Source organism: Streptomyces sp. NPDC051364 (assembly GCF_040682115.1).
Taxonomy (GTDB): domain Bacteria; phylum Actinomycetota; class Actinomycetes; order Streptomycetales; family Streptomycetaceae; genus Streptomyces.
The window spans coordinates 88,850-108,939 of sequence record NZ_JBFBAH010000005.1 but is presented as its reverse complement, the minus strand read 5'-3'; the positions used below and the strand labels follow the sequence as shown (position 1 = coordinate 108,939).

14 protein-coding genes are annotated in these 20,090 nt (G+C 72.9%); 8 read left to right on the top strand and 6 right to left on the bottom strand.

What is annotated here, in order from left to right; genetic code table 11:
* Nucleotides 1-1,360 (top strand): SUKH-4 family immunity protein (locus tag AB0M76_RS12525; RefSeq protein ID WP_365952859.1); only part of this gene is annotated, 1,360 nt, incomplete at its 5' end.
* A 135-nt stretch (nucleotides 1,361-1,495) separates the two neighbouring features.
* The gene (locus AB0M76_RS12520) at nucleotides 1,496-2,377 is read left to right on the top strand and encodes a cellulose-binding protein (RefSeq protein WP_365952858.1); all 882 of its coding nucleotides are present in this window, start codon (nucleotides 1,496-1,498) and stop codon (nucleotides 2,375-2,377) included.
* 106 nt (nucleotides 2,378-2,483) lie between these two features.
* Here AB0M76_RS12520 and AB0M76_RS12515 read toward each other — a convergent pair whose 3' ends face one another.
* Entirely contained in the window at nucleotides 2,484-3,032 is a 549-nt protein-coding gene (locus AB0M76_RS12515; protein WP_365952856.1) for a CGNR zinc finger domain-containing protein, read from the bottom strand.
* Between the two features lie 81 nt (nucleotides 3,033-3,113).
* Here AB0M76_RS12515 and AB0M76_RS12510 point away from each other — a divergent pair, with 81 nt between their 5' ends.
* Entirely contained in the window at nucleotides 3,114-3,971 is an 858-nt protein-coding gene (locus AB0M76_RS12510; protein WP_365952854.1) for an alpha/beta hydrolase, read from the top strand.
* A 71-nt stretch (nucleotides 3,972-4,042) separates the two neighbouring features.
* Here the strand turns inward: AB0M76_RS12510 and AB0M76_RS12505 are convergent, their stop codons facing one another.
* Together AB0M76_RS12505 and AB0M76_RS12500 are read right to left on the bottom strand one after the other, a co-directional pair.
* Nucleotides 4,043-4,906: a hypothetical protein gene (locus AB0M76_RS12505; RefSeq protein WP_365952852.1), complete on the bottom strand. Its 864-nt coding sequence runs from the start codon at nucleotides 4,904-4,906 to the stop codon at nucleotides 4,043-4,045.
* Nucleotides 4,907-4,993: 87 nt separating this feature from the next.
* Complete coding sequence (locus AB0M76_RS12500) at nucleotides 4,994-6,571, bottom strand: MFS transporter (protein ID WP_365952851.1); 1,578 nt, start codon at nucleotides 6,569-6,571, stop codon at nucleotides 4,994-4,996.
* A 349-nt stretch (nucleotides 6,572-6,920) separates the two neighbouring features.
* Between AB0M76_RS12500 and AB0M76_RS12495 the strand changes: the two genes are divergently transcribed.
* From AB0M76_RS12495 to mfd, 3 genes are all read left to right on the top strand, one after another.
* Complete coding sequence (locus AB0M76_RS12495; RefSeq protein WP_030296992.1) at nucleotides 6,921-7,709, top strand: ABC transporter ATP-binding protein; 789 nt, start codon at nucleotides 6,921-6,923, stop codon at nucleotides 7,707-7,709.
* A gap of 53 nt (nucleotides 7,710-7,762) precedes the next feature.
* On the top strand, nucleotides 7,763-10,288 hold the full coding sequence (locus tag AB0M76_RS12490) for an FtsX-like permease family protein (RefSeq protein WP_365953180.1): 2,526 nt from the start codon (nucleotides 7,763-7,765) through the stop codon (nucleotides 10,286-10,288).
* A gap of 202 nt (nucleotides 10,289-10,490) precedes the next feature.
* On the top strand, nucleotides 10,491-14,021 hold the full coding sequence (gene mfd / locus AB0M76_RS12485; RefSeq protein ID WP_365952850.1) for a transcription-repair coupling factor: 3,531 nt from the start codon (nucleotides 10,491-10,493) through the stop codon (nucleotides 14,019-14,021).
* A gap of 75 nt (nucleotides 14,022-14,096) precedes the next feature.
* Here the strand turns inward: mfd and AB0M76_RS12480 are convergent, their stop codons facing one another.
* Together AB0M76_RS12480 and AB0M76_RS12475 are read right to left on the bottom strand one after the other, a co-directional pair.
* Complete coding sequence (locus AB0M76_RS12480) at nucleotides 14,097-14,279, bottom strand: antitoxin (RefSeq protein ID WP_365952849.1); 183 nt, start codon at nucleotides 14,277-14,279, stop codon at nucleotides 14,097-14,099.
* Between the two features lie 72 nt (nucleotides 14,280-14,351).
* Nucleotides 14,352-15,203: a hypothetical protein gene (locus AB0M76_RS12475; protein WP_365952848.1), complete on the bottom strand. Its 852-nt coding sequence runs from the start codon at nucleotides 15,201-15,203 to the stop codon at nucleotides 14,352-14,354.
* A 269-nt stretch (nucleotides 15,204-15,472) separates the two neighbouring features.
* On the opposite strand from AB0M76_RS12475, the gene AB0M76_RS12470 reads away from it, so the two are divergent.
* Nucleotides 15,473-16,063 carry a hypothetical protein gene (locus AB0M76_RS12470; RefSeq protein WP_365952847.1) on the top strand — a complete coding sequence of 197 codons (591 nt, stop codon included), beginning with the start codon at nucleotides 15,473-15,475 and terminating at the stop codon, nucleotides 16,061-16,063.
* Nucleotides 16,060-17,571 (top strand): serine/threonine-protein kinase, encoded by a 1,512-nt coding sequence (locus AB0M76_RS12465; RefSeq protein WP_365952846.1) that lies wholly within the window; start codon nucleotides 16,060-16,062, stop codon nucleotides 17,569-17,571. The genes AB0M76_RS12470 and AB0M76_RS12465 overlap by 4 nt, the downstream gene beginning before the upstream one ends.
* 10 nt (nucleotides 17,572-17,581) lie before the next feature.
* Here AB0M76_RS12465 and AB0M76_RS12460 read toward each other — a convergent pair whose 3' ends face one another.
* Nucleotides 17,582-20,011 carry a YfhO family protein gene (locus tag AB0M76_RS12460; protein ID WP_365952845.1) on the bottom strand — a complete coding sequence of 810 codons (2,430 nt, stop codon included), beginning with the start codon at nucleotides 20,009-20,011 and terminating at the stop codon, nucleotides 17,582-17,584.
* Between the last annotated feature and the right edge of the window lie 79 nt (nucleotides 20,012-20,090).

Genomic DNA, 20,090 nt, shown 5'->3' with positions numbered 1-20,090 from the left:
CGCTCCGGGTTCGCTGGGGCGTGGGCTGGATCATGCCGCGACGATGCTGGCCGGTCCGGCCGTGACGGGTCAGCCTGCGCCTCCGGGTCCGCCCGGTGCTCCCGGTGCCGGTCAGCCGCCTGCGCCTCCCGGTCCGCCCGGGGCCCCCGGTGGCTCGGCCCATCAGGTCGCCACCATGCTCGCGGGTCCCGGCGTACCCCAGCCTCCCGGTCCGCCGGGGGCTCCCGGTGCGCCCGGTGCGCCCGGTGCCCCCGGGGGCGGGCTCGACCATGCCGCGACGATGCTGGCCGGTCCGGCCGTCACGGGCCGGCCGCCCGCGCCTCCCGGCCCGCCCGGGCAGCCGCAGGGCGGTCCCGCGGCGCAGCCCCCGGCGCCCGCCGGTGTGCCCACGGTCGGACCGGGCTACCAGGCCGTGCTCCGCTACCGCGCGCCCGACGGCTCCGAGCAGCAGCTCATCCGCCGTTCCGCTCCGGGTACGCCGCACCCGGAGTGGCAGATCCTGCACGAGCTGCGTGCGATGAACGTGCCTCCGCAGCAGGTGCTGGAACTGCACACCGAGCTGGAGTCGTGCGAGCTGCCCGGCGGTTACTGCGCGCGGATGATCCGGGAGACCTGGCCGCAGGTCCGGATCACGAGCGTGGCCCCGTACGGCAAGGACCATGCGGGCCGTCAGCAGGGCATGCGGCATCTGCTGACCCATCAGGGTGAGCTGCACCAGGTGGCGGACGGCCCGGCGCGCCCCGCGCCGGTACGCGCGCCGCTGCAGCAGGTGCCGCTCCAGCCGGCGATTCCGCTGGACGCCATCGGCGCGGAGCTGGCCGGCGCGTTCGGTCCGCAGGGTGTGTTCCGCTTCGACCAGCGGGCGGTGTCCCGCCAGGGTGTGCCGGAGATCGTGGCGCAGACGCTGGTGTGGGCGGGTCTGCCGACGGACTTCGGGCCGTTCTTCTGGGCGCAGGCGGTGCCGGGCCAGCCGGTGCCGACGCTGGCGGAGCTGGCTGCGCAACGACAGGTGCAGCCGGCGTCGGATGCGGGTTCGTACCTGGTCGTGGGCAGTGACTTCGGCAAGGCGCTGTGTGTGCAGTACGGGACGGCGCACATAGTGGCGGTTCCGGTGGAGGCCGGTCCGGGCGGTGCGCCGGTGCCGCCGCAGTTCGTGAATTCGAGCCTGCCGCAGTTCGCGCGTTCGTTGGCGATGCTGGGTCACATGTGGCGTCTGCGCCAGCATCTGACGCCGGAGCAGGCGGGGCACTGGACCGCCGATTTCCAGACGAATCTGGCCGGGCTCGACAGCGCGGCGCTGGCGTCGCCGGAGAGCTGGTGGTCGGTGCTGTTGGAGCAGATGTGGGACGGATTGCTCTGATCGGATGATCGGTTGAATGGCCGGGCCGGGACCCTCGTACAGGGTCTCGGCCCGGCCATTCCGGCTTCTGAGAGCAAATGGCGCATCCTTGACAGGAATCCCCCCGAGAGAGGCGCTTCCAGGATGACTGCACCCATGTCACCTCACGGACCGGGTTTCGCGACCGTACGAGGTCGCGGCTACCGCACGGAAGAGGTCGACCGGTATCTCGCCCGGCTCTCCGGCAGCCGGGACGAGGCGTGGGAGCGGGTGGCGCGGCTGACCGTCCTGGCGAAGCGGATGGAGGCGGAGGCGGGGCGGCTGCGCGAGGCGGTGGCGGAGCTGGCCCCGCAGACGTACGACGAGCTGAGCGAGCGGGCCCGGCGGATCCTGCTGCTGGTGGAGGAGGAGGCGGACGCCGTGCGCCGGGACGCGCGGGTGGACGCGGTGGACGCGACGGGCGCGGCCGAGGCGTACGCCGACCGGGTGGCGGAGCTGGCGCGGCAGGACGCGGACGCGGTGCGCGAGCAGACGGAGGTCCGGGCGCGGCAGGGGCTGCTGCAGGCGGAGCGGGAGGCCGACGCGGTCCGGGCGGAGGCCAGGGACGATGCGGCGGAGTGGCGCTCGCAGGCGCAGACGGCGCTGGCGGAGATGCGGCACCGGTCGGATGCGCTGCTGGCGGACCGCGAGCAGGAGCACGTGGAGCGGTGGGACGCGGCGGACCGGGAGCTGGCGGCCCGGGAGGCCGATCTGGAGGCGCGCCAGGCGGAGCTCGAGCGGTACGCGGAGGGCCGGCTGGCGGAGGCGCGGCGCGGTTACGCGGAGGCGGAGGAGTCGGCGCGGCACGGGCAGGAGGACGCGGAGGCGCGGGCCGCGGAGCTGCTGGCGGAAGCCCGGGTGCGGGAGGAGCGCACCGGCCGTGAGACGGACCGGATCCTGCGGGAGCACGCGGAGGCGCAGGACGAGATGCGGGCGCACATGAACCACGTGCGCTCGAGCCTTGCCGCCCTGACGGGCCGCGCGCCGGCGGAGGGCTGACCGGGCGGGGCGGATCCCGGGGCAGGGCCTGAGCGCTGCGTCCGGAGCGCTGCGTCCGGAGCCCGGCCCCGGTGCCCGGCCCCGGAGCCCGGCCCCGGCCGCCAGGTCAGGATTTGTGGCGGGCGTAGTAGCGGGCGACCCTGGCGCGGTTGCCGCAGGTCGAGGCCACGCACCAGCGCCGCCTCGGGTGCGCCGGCAGGAACAGCAGCACGCAGTCGGCCCCCTCGCACTCCCGTACGTCCTGCACCCGGGGGTCCGTCAGGAGGTCGGCCGCCGCGTCCGCCAGCTGCGCCGCGAGTCGCCGGGCCGGGGTGCCCGTGCGGTGCGGGGCGGCCGTCAGGCCCGTGTCCGGTGTCCAGGCGAGCGCGCGGTGGGCCGGGGCGCCCGCCGAGGCCTCGTTCAGCGCGTGCAGCGCACCGGCCGGGGGCTGCTCGCCGCGCCGTGCGGCCGTGAGTGCAGCGCCGGCCGCCTCCCGTACGGCGTGCACGGCCGCCACCTCCGCCGGGCCCGCCTTCCCGGCCGGCCCGAGCCGGCCTTCCTGGACGGCCAGCCAGGCCGCGAGCCCCTCCGGGCCGGCGATCAGGTCGCCTGCGCCCGCGGGCCGGGTGTTGAGGAGGTCCAGGGCGAGGGGCTCTCCGGTGAGCGGGAACGTCATGGGCCTAATGGTACGTGAAGCACTTGACCCATTAGCGATCTCCGGTGAGACTAATGGAAACAAAGCCATTGGAGGCATGTGATGCAGCTCGTCCACCACCGCACCGCCGAGGTGCACGGGGTCCGCGTCGCCTACCGCGAGAGCGGCCCCGCCGACGGCCCGGTCCTGCTGCTCCTGCATGGTTTCCCCACCTCCTCGCACCAGTTCGCCCGGCTGATGGACGCGCTCGGCGACACCCCGTACCGGCTGATCGCCCCCGACTACCCCGGCTTCGGCCGGACCGAGGCCCCGGACGGGTTCACGTACACCTTCGACCGGCTCGCCGACATCGTGGAGGGCTTCACCGACGTCCTCGGGCTGGACCGTTTCGCGCTGTACGTCTTCGACTTCGGCGCCCCCGTCGGGCTGCGGCTCGCCGCGCGGCGGCCCGAACGGGTGACGGGCCTGATCGTGCAGAACGGCAACGCGTACGAGGAGGGACTCTCCGACGCGGCCCGCGAGTTCGCCGGACTGCGGCGGGACGTGCCGGGCGACGAGGAGCGCGTACGGGGGCTGTTCACCCCGGAGGGCACCCGCTTCCAGTACGAGACCGGCGTCGCCGACACGAGCCTGATCTCCCCGGACGGCTGGACGCTCGACGTGCACTACCTCGGGCTGCCGGGGCGCGCCGACGCGCAGGCCGACCTGGCCTTCGACTATGCGTCGAACTTCGCCCACTACCCCGCCTGGCAGGCCTGGCTGCGCGCCGCCCGGGTGCCGGTCCTGGTCGTCTGGGGCGCCGGGGACCCGTTCTTCGCCCCCGCGGGGGCGAAGGCGTACCTGCGCGATGCGCCGGATGCCGAGGTGCACGTCTTCGAGGGGGCGGGGCACTTCGCACTGGAGACCCACCTCGCGGAGATCGCCCCGCTGATCGGGGAGTTCCTCGCGAAGCTCCCGTGACCTGACCTGACCTGACCTGACCTGACCTGACCTGACCTGGCCTGGCCTGGCCTGGCCCCGACGCGGGCGTACTAGCCCGCCGGCTGCTGGGCCGGTGCCGGTGCCGGTGCCGAGCCTGCAGCCGCCGGCGCGTGGCGGTACGGGTCGCTGCGCAGGCCGCGGGAGGTGACCACCACCGTGAAGGCGGGGGGCGCGGCGGCCGGCAGCTGCGCCGTCAGGGTGCCCGTCGCGGGGTCGTACTCGGTCGCCAGGGCAGTGGAGTCGAGCTCCACCCGGGCTTCGGGGCCGAAGCCGCCGCCCTCCACCACCAGGGCGGCGCCCCGCACCGCCGCGCCCGTGATCACCGGGTTCGCGCGCGTGGCCATCTTGTTCACCAGGTACGCCCCGGCCGGTGCGCCCGTCAGCGCCCAGATCTCGGCGGGGAGGTGGGGGAGCCCGCCGCCCACGTCGGAGAGGAAGAACAGCACCACGTACAGCATCGTGACCGCGCTCAGCGCCACGTACTGGAGGTCCACCAGGTCGGTGCGCCCGCTGTCGTTCGCGATCAGCTCGCGCAGCGGCCGCTTCCCGGAGTCCGTCGGCTTGGGGGCGGGTTTGGCCATGCTGCCGTTCTCGAGGCGGATGCCGACGACCGTCTTCGCCGCGATCAGGGCCACGTACGGGCCCCCGAGCAGCGGCAGGTACACGCTGGTCAGGGAGGACAGCGGGCCGTGCTCCCCGGCGAACCAGTCGGCGCCGCCGCCGGCCGTGAGCCCGTACGCGAGGATCGTGAGCAGGAGCCAGACCAGGATCACCGTCCAGGCCAGCGCCAGGGTGGTGGAGGTGGAGAGCCGGCCGTCGCGGCCTGTGACGAAGCCCGGACGGCGGCGCAGCCGCAGGCCGATCGGCCCGGCCACGGCGGCCAGTAAGACCAGTGCGAAGAGTGCGGAAACCATGTCGTCCCCCCGGAACGGATCTCGGATTCGGACTTCGAGGTGTACTCCGTTGACCGGGGTCATGACAAGCGGAAGCCGGGCGCGCCGCTACTTCTCCTGATGCTCCGCCAGTATCGGGAACCGCCGCGGAGCCACCAGGAGCAGGACCAGCAGGGCCACCACGGCCGCGGCGGTCGCGCCGAGGAAGATGTGGTCCACGGCGGCGGCCACCGACGCGCGCAGGTAGTCGGCGGCGGCCGGCGGGAGCAGCCCGGGCCGGTCGAGGGCCTTGGAGACGTCGTCGAGGTGGTCCGGCAGTCCGGGCATCGGGGCGTCGGCCAGCCGGGCGGCGATGGTCGCGTTGGCGACGGCCCCGAGCAGGGCGGCCCCGAAACTCTGGCCGACCTGGCGGCAGAAGAGCACCGAGGCCGTCGTCGTACCCCGCTCGGACCAGCCCACGGTGGACTGGACCCCGATGATCAGCGGCAGCTGGAAGAGGCCGAGGGCGGCGCCCAGCAGCAGCATGATCAGCGTGGGCTGCCAGGGCCGGGCGGGATACGGGAGGAGCGTGAACGAGAACAGGATCACGGCGGCCAGCGAGATCCCGACGGCGGCGGAGTTGCGGAAGCCGATGCGCCGGTAGACGTGCTGGCTGAAGGCGGCGGACAAGGGCCAGGTGAGGGTCATCGCGGACATGACGAGCCCGGCGCTTGTGGGTCCGAGGCCGAGGACCGACTGGGCGTACGTCGGGACGAAGACCATCGGGGCGACCATGAGTACGCCGAGTGCGCCGAGGGCCAGGTTCACGGCGGCTATGGTGCGCCGGCGCCAGACCCATCCGGGGAGAATCGGTTCCTCGGCCCGGCGTTCGATCCGGACGACCACGGCCGCCAGCACCGCGCTCGCGCCCAGCAGCCCGAGGGAGGGCGCGGACAGCCAGGGCCAGGCGACCCCGCCCTGCACCAGCGCGAAGAGCAGCAGTCCGCCGCAGGCGAAGACGCCGAGGGCGCCCGCCCAGTCGATCGGGCCGCGGTGCCCGGGGGACCGTACGGGCTCGACGAGGTGGCGGGCGAGCATCCACAGGGCGAGGCCGCCCAGCGGCAGGTTGATGAGGAAGATCCAGCGCCAGTCGGCGTACGAGGCGATGAGTCCGCCGAGTGCCGGGCCGGCCACGGCGGAAACGGCCCAGACGGAGGACATCCTGGCCTGGATCCTCGGGCGGTCCTTGAGCGGGTACAAGTCGGCGGCCAGGGTCTGCACGGTGCCCTGGAGGGCGCCGCCGCCCAGCCCCTGGACGATGCGGAAGGCGATGAGGGCGGCCATGTTCCAGGCGAGCGCGCACAGCAGCGAGCCGACGATGAAAAGGGCTATGCCGAAGAGCAGGACGGGCTTGCGGCCGAGGGTGTCGGAGAGCTTCCCGTAGACGGGGAGGGTGACGGTGATGGCGAGCAGGTACCCGGCGAAGAGCCAGGAGAAGACGGAGAACCCGCCGAGGTCGCCGACGATCTGGGGGACGGCGGTGGAGACGATGGCGTTGTCGACGGCGACGAGGGCCATGCTCAGCATGAGGGCGGCGACGAGCGCGGTGCGCGGCGGCCGGCTGCCGCTCCCGGGGGCCGCCGGGGCCCCGGCTCCCGCCCCGGCAGCGTCCCCGGTGCGCTCTCCCGTGCTCTCCTCCGCGCCCACCAAGATCCTTTCACTGTGCACGTACCTGCGGGGAACACCCTCTCATCGCGGCGTATCCGGCGGTATCCCCCAGAGCTGATCCCCCAAAGGGTGGAGAACCCCTAGGGGTTGCTCCTCACAAGGGTCCAGGGGTCTTTCGTCCCGGCGGAGGAGGAGGACGGCCCCGGGAGGTCCTTAACTGGTTCATACGAGCGGGGGTGGGGTTAACCCCCCGGTGGATACGGCGATGGGCACCAGCGCGCCGGCCGCCTCCGCCCCGCAGACTTCACGACGGCATCACACGCAGGATCCGGCCGGCACGCCGGAACCGGCAACACGCGCAGCAACGCAACGAACGAGGGGAAGCACCGTGACAACGGCTATGACCGAAACCAGGCACGGGGGTACTGGAGGGCATGAAGCCGTCGCGGCCCGGGCGCGCAAGGTCGTCAAGGCCTACGGCGCCGGGGAGACCCGCGTGGTCGCCCTCGACGAGGTGGACGTGGACATCAAGCGCGGCCAGTTCACGGCGATCATGGGCCCCTCCGGCTCCGGCAAGTCCACGCTGATGCACTGCCTCGCCGGTCTCGACACGGTGACCAGCGGGCAGATCCACCTGGACGACACCGAGATCACCGGCCTGAAGGACAAGAAGCTCACGCAGCTGCGCCGCGACCGGATCGGCTTCATCTTCCAGGCGTTCAACCTGCTGCCGACGCTCAACGCCCTGGAGAACATCACGCTCCCCATGGACATAGCGGGCCGCAAGCCCGACGCCGAGTGGCTGAACCGGGTCGTGGAGACCGTCGGCCTCGCCGGTCGCCTCAAGCATCGTCCGACCGAGCTCTCCGGCGGCCAGCAGCAGCGCGTGGCCGTCGCCCGCGCCCTCGCGGCCCGCCCGCAGATCATCTTCGGCGACGAACCCACCGGAAACCTGGACTCCCGGGCCGGCGCCGAGGTCCTCGGCTTCCTGCGCCGCTCGGTGGACGAGCTCGGCCAGACCATCGTGATGGTCACGCACGACCCGGTGGCCGCCTCGTACGCCGACCGCGTGATCTTCCTGGCCGACGGCCGGATCGTGGACGAGATGTACGGGCCCACCGCCGACCAGGTCCTCGACCGCATGAAGGACTTCGACGCGCGCGGGCGGACCTCGTGAGCAACACCGTCCTGAAGACCTCGCGGCGCAACTTCGTCGCGCACAAGGGGCGGATGGCGCTCTCCGCCGTCGCCGTCATGCTCTCCGTCGCGTTCGTCTGCGGCACCCTGGTGTTCACGGACACCATGAACACCACGTTCGACAAGCTGTTCGCGGTCACCAACTCCAATGTCACGGTCAGCCCCAAGGCGGCCAAGGGCGGCGAGGACACCCCCGACCGCGGCAAGCCCGAGACGCTCGACGGCTCGGTCGTGGAGAAGGTCAAGAAGGCCGAGGGCGTGCGGTCCGCCGAGGGCGGCGTCGTCTCCCTGTCCGTCACGGTCGCCAACTCCAAGAACGAGGACATGGGCTCGACCACCGGTGCCCCGACCATCGCGGGCAACTGGAACGACAACGAGCTCAAGTCGATGAAGATCACCTCCGGCCAGGCCCCGCGCGGCTCGACCGAGGTGATGATCGACGCCGACACCGCCGAGAAGCACCACCTCAAGATCGGTGACGAGCTGCGGACCATCGCCGTCACCGGCGACATCCGCGCCAGGATCAGCGGCATCGCCTCCTTCACCGTGACCAACCCGGGTGCCACCGTCGTCTACTTCGACACCGCCACCGCGCAGGAGAAGCTGCTCGGCGCCCCCGGCCTCTTCACGCACGTCAACGTGACCGCCAAGGACGGGGTCAGCGACGAGCAGCTCAAGCAGAAGGTCGCGGCCGCCGTCGGCGCCGACACGTACAAGCTGCAGACCGCGAAGGAGGCCGCGGACGCCAACCGCAAGGACGTCGGCTCCTTCCTCGACGTCATGAAGTACGTGATGCTCGGCTTCGCCGGGATCGCCTTCCTCGTCGGCATCTTCCTGATCTTCAACACCTTCTCGATGCTGGTCGCCCAGCGCACCCGCGAGATCGGCCTGATGCGCGCCATCGGAGCCGACAGCGGCCAGGTGCTCAAGTCCGTGGTCGTCGAGGCCCTGCTGCTCGGCTTCGTCGGCTCGCTCCTCGGTGTCGGCGCCGGTGTGGGCCTGGCCGTCGGCCTGATGAAGCTCATGGGCCAGATGGGCATGCACCTGTCCACCGACGACCTGACCGTCGCCTGGACCACCCCGGTCGTGGGCCTGGTGCTCGGCATCATCGTCACCGTCGTCTCGGCGTTCATCCCGGCCCGCCGGGCCGGCAAGGTCTCCCCGATGGCCGCCCTGCGCGACGCCGGCACCCCCGGCGACAAGAAGGCCGGCCGCATCCGGGCGGTCCTGGGCCTGGTCCTGACCGGCATCGGCGGCGCGGGCCTGTTCCTCGCCGCGGCCGCCGACAAGGCCGCGCCCGGCTCGCTCTGGCTGGCCATGGGCGTGCTGTTCACCCTCATCGGCTTCATCGTGATCGGCCCGCTGCTCGCCGGCGGCGTGGTCCGCCTGCTCTCCGGGGTGGTCCTGCGGCCCTTCGGGTCCGTCGGCCGCCTCGCCGAGCGCAACGCGCTGCGCAACCCGCGCCGCACCGGCGCCACCGCTGCCGCGCTGATGATCGGACTGGCGCTGGTCGCCTGCCTGTCGGTGGTCGGCTCCTCGATGGTGGCGTCCGCCACCGACGAGCTCGACAAGTCGGTCGGCGCGGACTACATCGTCCAGTCCCAGGCGCAGCAGCCGGTCGTCCCGCAGGCCGAGCAGGCGCTGCGCGCTGCGAAGGACCTCGACCACGTCACCGCGTACCGGCTGGTGAAGGCGAAGATCACCGCCCCCGGTGGCTCCGCCGAGGACGGCGAGCTGAGCGTCAACGACCCCACCTACGTCCAGGACGTCCGGCGCAAGATGGTGGCCGGCGAGCACGCGGCGGCGTACGGCAGCGGCGCGATGTCGGTCGGCTCGATCTACGCGGACAAGCACCACGTCAAGGTCGGCGACGAGATGACGGTCGCCTTCGCCGAGGGCAAGAGCGCCAAGCTCAAGGTCGCCGCGATCACCTCGGACGAGGGCAACATCGACAAGGGCTCGATGTACGTCAGCACCGCGACCGTGCAGCAGTACGTCCCGGCCGACCGGATGCCCCTGCCCTTCATGCTGCTGGCCAAGGCCGCCGACGGGAAGGCCGACTCCGCGTACGCGGCGGTCAAGGCGGCGCTCGCCGAGTACCCGCAGTACCAGGTGCGCAACCAGACCGACTACAAGAAGGACCTCCAGGACCAGGTCGGCCAGCTGCTGAACATGGTCTACGGCCTCCTCGCCCTCGCGATCATCGTGGCGGTCCTGGGTGTCGTGAACACCCTCGCCCTCTCGGTGGTCGAGCGGACCCGCGAGATCGGCCTGATGCGCGCCATCGGCCTCTCCCGCCGCCAGCTGCGCCGCATGATCCGCCTGGAGTCGGTGGTCATCGCCCTCTTCGGCGCCCTCCTCGGCCTCGGCCTGGGCATGGGCTGGGGAGCCACCGCGCAGCAGCTGCTCGCCCTCCAGGGCCTGAAGGTGCTGGAGATCCCCTGGCCGACGATCATCGGCGTCTTCGCCGGGTCGGCCTTCGTGGGCCTGTTCGCCGCACTGGTCCCGGCCTTCCGGGCAGGGCGGATGAACGTACTGAACGCGATCGCGAGCGAGTAGCTGCGCGGTCGTACGGGGGGCCGACGGCCCCGGTCAGCCCATCCGGGCCGACCGGGGCCGTCGGCGGTCACTGCGTCACTCCCCGGAGTGACCGCAATCCCTCGCGCGGGTGAGGGGGTGGCGTCGTAGGGTGGGAAGCCCCGGCCCGTGAGACGTGTCGGGCCCTTCGCGTTGCCCCTTCACCGGACGGAAGTCTCCTTTCATGAGCCTGCACGGACTGCTCGACGCCGTCACCCGGGACCCGGCCCTCGCCGAGGCGGTCACCGCGGCCGGCGACGGCAACCGCATGCACGTGGACCTCGTCGGACCGCCGGCCGCACGGCCCTTCGTCATCGCCGCGCTGGCCGCCAGGACCGAGCGGACCGTGCTCGCGGTCACCGCCACCGGGCGGGAGGCCGAGGACCTGGCCGCCGCGCTGCGCTCGTTCCTGCCGCCCGACGAGGTGGCCGAGTACCCGTCCTGGGAGACCCTTCCGCACGAGCGGCTCTCGCCGCGCAGCGACACCGTGGGCCGGCGGCTCGCCGTACTGCGCCGCCTCGTGCACCCGAGCAAGGACGACCCGGCCGCAGGGCCCGTCTCCGTCGTCGTCGCGCCGATCCGGTCCGTGCTCCAGCCGCAGGTCAAGGGGCTCGGAGAGCTGGTCCCGGTGAGCCTGCGCCAGGGCGTGAGCGTCGATCTGGGGGAGATCACCGAGGCGCTGGCCGCGGCCGCGTACTCCCGCGTCGAGCTCGTCGAGAAGCGCGGGGAGTTCGCCGTGCGCGGCGGCATCCTCGACGTGTTCCCGCCCACCGAGGAGCACCCGCTGCGCGTGGAGTTCTGGGGCGACGAGGTCGAGGAGATCCGCTACTTCAAGGTCGCCGACCAGCGGTCCCTGGAGGTCGCCGAGCACGGGCTGTGGGCCCCGCCCTGCCGGGAGCTGCTGCTGACCGACGAGGTACGGGAGCGGGCCGCGGCCCTCGCCGAGGAGCACCCCGAGCTCGGCGAACTGCTGAACAAGATCGCCGAGGGGATCGCGGTGGAGGGCATGGAGTCCCTCGCCCCGGTCCTCGTCGACGACATGGAACTGCTGATCGACGTCCTGCCGGCCGGGTCCATGGCCGTGGTGTGCGACCCGGAACGGGTGCGCACCCGGGCCGCCGACCTGGTGGCGACCTCGCAGGAGTTCCTGATGGCCTCCTGGGCCGCCACCGCCGGCGGCGGCGCGGCCCCGATCGACGTCGGTGCGGCCTCGCTGCGCGGGATCGCGGACGTACGGGAGCACGCGCGCGAGCTGGGCATGATGTGGTGGTCGGTGTCCCCCTTCGCTGCCGACGAGGCGGTCGGCGGGGACACTCTGAAGCTCGGGATGCACGCCCCCGAGGCCTACCGCGGCGACACCGCCCGCGCGCTCGCCGACACCAAGGGCTGGATCGCCGAGGGCTGGCACACCGTCTACCTCACCGAGGGCCACGGCCCGGCCGCACGCACCGTCGAGGTGCTCGGCGGCGAGGGCATCGCGGCCCGGCTCGAGGCCGATCTGCGCGCCCTGGAGCCGTCGATCGTCCACGTCGCGTGCGGCTCCCTCGACAACGGGTTCCTCGACCCCGCGCTCAAGATCGCCGTCCTCACCGAGACGGACCTGACCGGCCAGCGCACCGCCACCAAGGACCTGGGCCGGATGCCGACCCGGCGCCGCAAGTCCATCGACCCCCTCACCCTGGGCGTCGGCGACTACATCGTCCACGAGCAGCACGGCGTCGGCCGCTACATCGAGATGGTCCAGCGCACCGTGCAGGGCGCCACCCGCGAGTACCTCCTCGTCGAGTACGCCCCCGCCAAGCGCGGCCAGCCCGGCGACCGCCTCTACATCCCGACCGACCAGCTGGAGCAGGTCACCAAGTACGTCGGCGGCGAGGCCCCGACCCTGCACCGCCTCGGCGGCGCCGACTGGACCAAGACCAAGGCGCGCGCCAAGAAGGCGGTCAAGGAGATCGCCGCCGACCTGATCAAGCTGTACAGCGCGCGCATGGCGGCCCCCGGCCACACCTTCGGCCCCGACACCCCCTGGCAGCGCGAGCTGGAGGACGCCTTCCCGTACGCGGAGACCCCCGACCAGCTCACCACCATCGCCGAGGTCAAGGAGGACATGGAGAAGTCCGTCCCCATGGACCGACTCATCTGCGGCGACGTCGGCTACGGCAAGACCGAGATCGCGGTCCGCGCGGCCTTCAAGGCGGTCCAGGACGGCAAGCAGGTCGCCGTCCTCGTCCCCACCACACTGCTGGTGCAGCAGCACTTCGGGACCTTCTCCGAGCGCTACAGCCAGTTCCCGGTCAACGTGAAGGCGCTCTCCCGCTTCCAGAGCGACACCGAGTCCAAGGCCACCCTGGAGGGCCTGCGCGAGGGCTCCGTGGACATCGTGATCGGCACGCACAGGCTCTTCTCGCAGGAGACCAAGTTCAAGGACCTGGGCCTGGTCATCGTCGACGAGGAGCAGCGCTTCGGCGTCGAGCACAAGGAGCAGCTGAAGAAGCTGCGCGCCAACGTCGACGTGCTGACCATGTCCGCGACCCCGATCCCGCGCACCCTGGAGATGGCGGTGACCGGCATCCGCGAGATGTCGACCATCACCACCCCGCCCGAGGAGCGCCACCCGGTGCTCACGTTCGTCGGCCCGTACGAGGAGAAGCAGATCGGCGCGGCCATCCGGCGCGAACTGCTGCGCGAGGGCCAGTGCTTCTACATCCACAACCGGGTCGAGTCCATCGACCGGGCGGCCGCCAAGCTGCGCGAGATCGTGCCCGAGGCGCGGATCGCGACCGCGCACGGGCAGATGTCCGAACAGTCCCTGGAACAGGTCGTCGTGGACTTCTGGGAGAAGAAGTTCGACGTGCTCGTCTCCACGACGATCGTCGAGTCCGGCATCGACATCTCCAACGCCAACACCCTCATCGTGGAGCGCGGCGACAACTTCGGTCTCTCCCAGCTGCACCAGCTGCGCGGCCGCGTGGGCCGAGGGCGCGAGCGCGGGTACGCGTACTTCCTCTACCCGCCGGAGAAGCCGCTGACCGAGACCGCGCACGAGCGGCTCGCGACGATCGCCCAGCACACCGAGATGGGCGCCGGCATGTACGTGGCGATGAAGGACCTGGAGATCCGCGGCGCCGGCAACCTGCTCGGCGGCGAGCAGTCCGGGCACATCGCGGGCGTCGGCTTCGACCTCTACATCCGCATGGTCGGCGAGGCCGTGGCCGACTACCGGGCCGCCGTCGAGGGCGGGGTGGAGGAGGAGCCGCCGCTCGAGGTCAAGATCGAGCTGCCGGTCGACGCGCACGTCCCGCACGACTACGCGCCCGGCGAGCGGCTGCGCCTCCAGGCGTACCGGTCCATCGCGTCGGCGAACTCCGAGGCGGACGTCAAGGCCGTACGCGAGGAGCTCCACGACCGCTACGGCAAGCTGCCGGAACCGGTGGAGAACCTGCTCCTGGTGGCCGGGCTGCGGATGCTGGCGCGGGCCTGCGGGGTCGGCGACATCACCCTCCAGGGGCCCAACATCCGCTTCGGGCCGGTGGAGTTGCGCGAGTCGCAGGAGCTGCGCCTCAAGCGTCTCTACCCCGGCGCGGTGCTCAAGCCGGCCACCTCGCAGGTGCTGATCCCGCGGCCGAAGACCGCCCGGGTGGGCGGAAAGCCGCTGGTCGGACGGGAACTGCTGGCCTGGACGGGGGAGTTCCTCACCACGATCCTCGGGTCGTAAGCGTCTTCGTACGGCCAGGCGCGCGGCCGGCGACCTGCGGGTCCCCGGCCGCGCCGCCGGCTGCTCGGACGCCAGCTACCTGTCCGGGTCTTCGTCGATGCCCAGCTGCTTCTCCACCTGCTGCTGACCCTGGTCGACCTGCTTGGTGTACTTGTCGCCGGTGCGCTGGTTGATCTGCTGCTCCGCGGCGTCGGACGCCTGCTTCGCCTGCTTGCTGTGGCCGTGCAGCATTTCCCTGGCCCTGTCCAAGATCCCCATGCGAGGGCTCCCTTCCGTATCCCTTTTGCGACGCTACGCGCGTTTCAGGGGATCCGCCCGCCGAGGTCGGTCTCAGACCGACTCGCCGGGGACGCCGCCGCCCAGCTTCGACAGGTCCAGGACGTCCGCGCCGTCCGGCAGGGCCGTGTCGACGGGCGTACCGAACGCGGAGAAGAGGATCTCCCCGGTCTCGTCCCCGGAGACGGTGGACTTGAGCATGTACGGGGTGCCCTGCGTGGCTATGTAATCGGTCTCCGTACCCTCCTTGGCCGCCGTCGTGATCGCCAGCGCCTGCTTGCCGTCGATGGTGACCGTCTCGCCCTTGCGGGCCAGCGGGTTGGCCCGGCCGCTGCCGCCCGTCAGCTTGCCCAGGTCGCACACGTGGGACATCGAGGCGGCGCGGGGGTCGGAGACCGGAACCTTCAGCCAGCGGTCGGCGAGCATCGCGACCATCGCGTCCACCTGCTTCTTCGGGGTGTGCTTTTGTGCGGCCGCGCCCCGCCAGTACTCCTCGTCGCCCTTGAAGTGGATGAGGTCGGTGGACTTGACGAGGTTCATCCTGCCCATGCCCTCGTACCGGATCACGCCGTTGCAGCTGCCCTTCTTGTCGAGGGACAGCTCGAACTCCATCGGCTTGCCCTCCTCGCGCACCTTCGCGACGACGTGGGCCGACTCGACCTTGCGCATGGCCTCGTACGACTGGCTCAGGATCTCGGCGCCCGACAGGTCGGCGAGCACGCCCGTGCTCTTGTCCTTGTTCTTGGCCGTCGGCGACGGAGCGGCCCCGCCCGAGGCCTGCTCGGCGGCGCGGGCCGCCCTGCCGACGTCGGCCGCCTTGCCCCCGCCCCCCGGCAGGCAGGCCGTCGTCAGCCCGAACAGGGCCGTCGTGGCCAGTACCGACACGCCGATGGTCCGGCTCCGCATGTGGATTCCCCCTTGGAACAACAACTCGACTGCCGAGGGTAGTCGCCGCCGGTCAGGGGGCCCCGACGATTTCCGCCCCGGCGGCGCGGCCCGCGGCGGCCGGAGGTGTGCGGCGACCCTGCAACGGTTGCGCGCATCCCCTCACTGGCGGCCGGAAACGCTGTATACGCTCAGACCCGAAACTTCGTCGACACGGTCCGTCAGGAGCAGCGATGCACGGCCCCGGCCTCCCGCCGCAGCAAGGCCCCCAGTCCAGTACCGGGGGAATCGTGGCACTGCGCGTGCTGTTCGCCCTGCTGCCCGTCCTGAGCTGCGGCTTCCTGGGCTGGGGCACGATGCTGCGGCTCGCGGTCGTCACCCGCAAGCCCCGGGACTGGTGGCTGCTGGCCGTCAACTGCGCGCTCAGCGTCGCCTGGATCGCGCTGATCGGCGCCGACCCGACGCCCGACACCGACGGCTGGCAGGGCAATACCGGCGCCTTCGGCATCATCATCACCGGCTTCCTGACCTGCGTGTACTTCCTCGTCGCCGACATCCGCCACTACGGAGCCCGCGCGGCGGCCCCGACCGCCCCCTGGTACCCGGCGCAGCCCGCGCCGTACGTACCGCAGCAGCAGGCCCGGCCGGGGTACGGATACCCGCCGGCCCAGCAGCAGACGCCGATTCCGACCCCGACCCCGACCCCCGCACCGGCTCCCGGGCCGGCCACCCCGCCGCGGATCGGACAGGTGCGCGCCGAGCTCGACGAGCTGAGCGAACTGCTGCGCAAGCAGACGCCGCACCCGCACCCGAACCCGCAGTCGAACCCGCAGTCGAACCCGAACACGCCCGGCAACGAGGGTGAGGGCCCGGCCCGGTGACGGACGACGACCGGATCATCGGCGAGCGCTACCAGCTCGCCTCCATCCTGGGACAGGGCGGCATGGGCCAGGTCTGGACGGCGTACGACCAGCGGCTGGACCGCCGCGTCGCCGTCAAGCTGCTGCGCCCCGACAAGGTGGCGGGCCCCGGCTCCGTCGCCGACGAGCTGCGCCGCCGCTTCGTGCGCGAATGCCGGGTCACGGCGCAGGTGGACCACCCGGGCCTGGTCACGGTCCACGACGCGGGCAGCGACGGCGACGAGCTGTTCCTCGTCATGGGCTACGTCGAGGGCACCGACCTCGCCGACCACCTCGCCCAGCACGACCCGTACCCCTGGCCGTGGGCGGTCGCCGTGGTCGCCCAGCTGTGCGGGGTGCTGTCGGCCGTGCACGCGGTGCCGATCGTGCACCGCGACCTGAAGCCGCGCAATGTGATGATCCGCCCGGACGGCACCGTGCTGGTCCTCGACCTCGGTGTCGCCTCGGTGATGGACACCGACACCACCCGCCTCACCAGCACCGGCACACCGATCGGCAGCCCGGCGTACATGGCGCCCGAGCAGGCGATGGGCGGCGCGGTGGGCCCCCACACCGACCTCTACGCGCTGGGCGTCCTGCTGTACGAACTCCTCAGCGGCAACGTCCCGTTCGCCGGGTCCACCGCACTCGGCGTACTGCACCGCCACCTGTACGAGCCGCCCGTCCCGGTCCGCAGGATGCGCCCCGAGATCCCGCACCAGCTCGAGGCGGTCCTGCTCCACCTCCTCGCGAAGGACCCGCAGGACCGGCCCGCCTCCGCACAGCACGTGTACGAGGCCCTCGCGTCGCTGCTGCCCAAGGAGGGCACGCCGGCGGGCACTCTCGACCCGACACGCCCCTTCCTGCGCCCCCACGCCCCCTGGCCGGACCGCGCCTCCACCGTCCCGCCGCAGCCGACCGTACCGCCGACGCCGCCCCGGAAGCCGGACATCCCGGCCGCGGTGGACGAGGCCCGCAGCCTCCTGGACCAGGGCCGCCTCACCCAGGCCGTGGACATCCTCGGCGGGATCCTCCCGGCCGCGGAGGCCGAGCACGGCGAGCATTCACCGGTGGTCCGCTCGCTGCGCAAGCAGTACGCCGCGACGCTGATGGACGACGGCCAGTACCGCCGCGCCCTGCCCGAACTGCGCCGCCTCGCCGACGAGTTCCCGGCCGGCGACCCCCAGTCCCTGCGCTTCCGCTACGACGCGGCCCAGTGCCTGGAGCAGCTCGGCGCCCCCGGGGCGGCCCTGGCCGAATACCGCTCCCTGCTCCCGCTGTTCGAGAACCACTACGCCAATCCCGACCCCGGCCTCCCGCTGGAGGTCCGCCGCCGGATAGCCCAGCTGCTGCTCTCCATGGGCGACCGCCCCGCGGCCCACGACACCCTGGCCCGCCTCCTGTTCGACGCGGAGCGCGTCCACGGCCCGGCGCACCCCTTCTCGACGGAGGTCCGCCGCACCCTGCACTGGCTGAGCCAGGTCCGCTGACGCCGGCGGCTCAGACCCCGGTCGCGGTGAGCTCCGCGGAGGCGTCGGCCTCCCGGGCGCCCGGTACGTCCGGCCGGCCGGTCCGGGGCCTGCGGCGCCGCTGCGCCGCGAGGAACGCGCCCAGCAGCAGGAGGGCCGCTCCCGCGACGGCCGTGCCCGGGAGGAGGCCCGGGGGGCGGAACGTGCAGGTGATCGTCGTGGTGCCCGGGGTCACGGGGGCGGAGACCAGGCCCAGGTACGGGGTGGCCGGGCGGTCGTTGCAGGTCCAGCCCGCGATCGCCGGGGACGAGAGGACCGCCGTGCCCGTGGTGCCCGCCGGGACGGTGGCGCGCACGGTCGACGAGCCGACCCGCAGGGACGTCGGCGCCGTCGCGCGGAGCGCGGCCACCGCCGGGTCCAGGCGGGCGCGGTCCAGGCAGGACAGGGCCCAGCGCGGGGGCGCGGCGGCGTCGAAGACCAGCGCCGAGGAGGCCCCCCGGGAGGCGCCCAGCGGCTGGAGGGCCGCCCGGTTGCGGGGGGCGTTGCCGTTCAGCCGGAACGCGCGGCCGTCCGCGAGGCGGGCCGTCGCGTTGTACTCCGGGGCCCACAGGTAGGCCTCGGTGCCCGCGCGGCACACCCCGGGGGAGACGGGGTCCTCGTACACCCGGGCGCCCAGCAGGAGTTCCTGGTTGGCGAAGGGCGGCCCGTCGCCTTCGGCGTACGACGGCGTGGGCCCCGGCGGGCGGATCGTGATCAGCGGGGGCACCTGCGCGCGGACGATCGTGCCGTCCGGCTGCAGGCGGGCGCCGACCGAGAACACCGCGTCCGTCACCGGGTTGTCGATGCTCTGCACGTTGCGTCCGCGCGAGGTCCAGCCCGCCCCGAGGGCCACCATCGTCCGCGTGAACACGTCCGGGGTGTGGCTGCTGTAGTACGCGCCGCCCTCCCCGCGCAGCAGCAGCGGATCGTTGCCCGAGAGCGCCGGCCGGCTCGGGTCCGTGCGGTACGCCGGCCAGCCCTCGGCGCCGGCCAGGGCCTCGGCGCGCGCCGTGTGCGCCGCCCCCCACGAGGGGTAGTCGTCCAGGCCGCCCAGCTTGCCCTTGTGCCCGAACGCCGTCGTCGCCGCGGCCTGGCCGACCAGCACCAGCGCCAGCACCCCGGCCGCCGGGAGGACCAGCCTGCGGTGGCGCAGGCACCACCAGGCCCCCGCCGCGAGCGCCAGCCCGCCGCAGAACAGAGCGAACCCCCACGTCGTCGCCAGCGCGCTGCCGCTCGCCGCCACGGCCGCCGCGGCCAGCACCGCCGCCCCCGCCGCCAGCGCCCGCGGCCCCGGCAGCCCGGCCGTCGCCAGCCCGGTCCACGCGGCGATCACGGCCACCCCGGCCAGCACGAACGTCTGCCGGTACGGGCTGCCGTTCGGGGTCGCGAACACGTGCCAGGCCAGGTGCGTCGGCGTCCACTGGAAGGAGAGCAGGACGGCCGCGGTCAGCCCCGCCCACCCCAGGCGGGTGGGCGGCGGCACCGCCCGGTGGAACGGCAGGGCCGCCACCAGCAGCAGCGTCCCCGTCCCCACGAAGAGCGCCGGCGAGGAGAAGGAGTACGTCGCGGGCAGGACCCGCGCGAACAGGTCCGGCCAGGACGCCGGCGCGAACTGCCGAGTCCACCCCGGGTACGCCTGCTTCGAGCTCAGGAAGAGGGGGACCAGCACCGGGGCGGACACCGCGATGCCCAGCAGGGTCGTCCCCGCGCCACGGACGAGCACCCGCAGCCGGTCCCGTACCCCCTGGCGCGTCAGCATCACCTGCAACAGGAGCACCAGCGCCGCACCCAGCGTCGCCATGTAGGCCGTGTAGAAGTTCGCCGTCCAGCACACCGCCACCACGAGGACGGCGACCGCCGGCCGGCGCCCCCGCAGCGCCCACTCACCCGTCAGACACAGGAGCGGGAACGCGATCAGCCCGTCCAGCCACATCGGGTTGTACGAGGCCTCGATCACCGACCAGCCGCACAGCGCGTACGAGGCCGCCAGCAGCCCCGCCGCCCACCACGGCCCGCGGCGCAGCGTGCGCAGCAGCCAGGCCATCGCCGCCGCCGCGGCGGCCATCTTGAGCACGGTGACCACGTACACGGCGAGGTCGATGTCCTCGCGCGGGAACAGGGCGACGAGCACCGCGAACGGGCTCGAGAGGTAGGTGCCGAAGTCGGGCAGGAAGCTCGTGCCGTAGCCGGACTGCCAGTTGAGCAGCAGCCCGCCCTCCGCGCGCCCGTGCAGGAGATCCCACAGGTGGGCGTGGAAGGGGACGAACTGGTTCCCGAGGTCGTTGATGCTGCGGTGGCGGTGCCCGTACGGGAACACGCGGGCGGCCGCGTCCCCGGCGCACACGGCCACCGCCGTGATCAGGGCGGCGAGGGCCGAGCCGTGCAGGCTCCGGCGGCGCGGCGAGCGGTGCGGTGTCGACATGGTGGGCCGACTTTGGCAGCGCCGGTGGACCAAAGGGTTGCCGCTGGGTGGCTGTGACATCAACAGATGCGCACCCCAA

Bases quoted from the DNA above. Each gene is read 5' to 3' on its own strand.
- AB0M76_RS12520 (WP_365952858.1), top strand. From the start codon at position 1,496: ATGTCACCTCACGGACCGGGTTTCGCGACCGTACGAGGTCGCGGCTAC.
- AB0M76_RS12515 (WP_365952856.1), bottom strand. From the start codon at position 3,032: ATGACGTTCCCGCTCACCGGAGAGCCCCTCGCCCTGGACCTCCTCAAC.
- AB0M76_RS12510 (WP_365952854.1), top strand. From the start codon at position 3,114: ATGCAGCTCGTCCACCACCGCACCGCCGAGGTGCACGGGGTCCGCGTC.
- AB0M76_RS12505 (WP_365952852.1), bottom strand. From the start codon at position 4,906: ATGGTTTCCGCACTCTTCGCACTGGTCTTACTGGCCGCCGTGGCCGGG.
- AB0M76_RS12490 (WP_365953180.1), top strand. From the start codon at position 7,763: ATGGCGCTCTCCGCCGTCGCCGTCATGCTCTCCGTCGCGTTCGTCTGC.
- mfd (WP_365952850.1), top strand. From the start codon at position 10,491: ATGAGCCTGCACGGACTGCTCGACGCCGTCACCCGGGACCCGGCCCTC.
- AB0M76_RS12480 (WP_365952849.1), bottom strand. From the start codon at position 14,279: ATGGGGATCTTGGACAGGGCCAGGGAAATGCTGCACGGCCACAGCAAG.
- AB0M76_RS12475 (WP_365952848.1), bottom strand. From the start codon at position 15,203: ATGCGGAGCCGGACCATCGGCGTGTCGGTACTGGCCACGACGGCCCTG.
- AB0M76_RS12460 (WP_365952845.1), bottom strand. From the start codon at position 20,011: ATGTCGACACCGCACCGCTCGCCGCGCCGCCGGAGCCTGCACGGCTCG.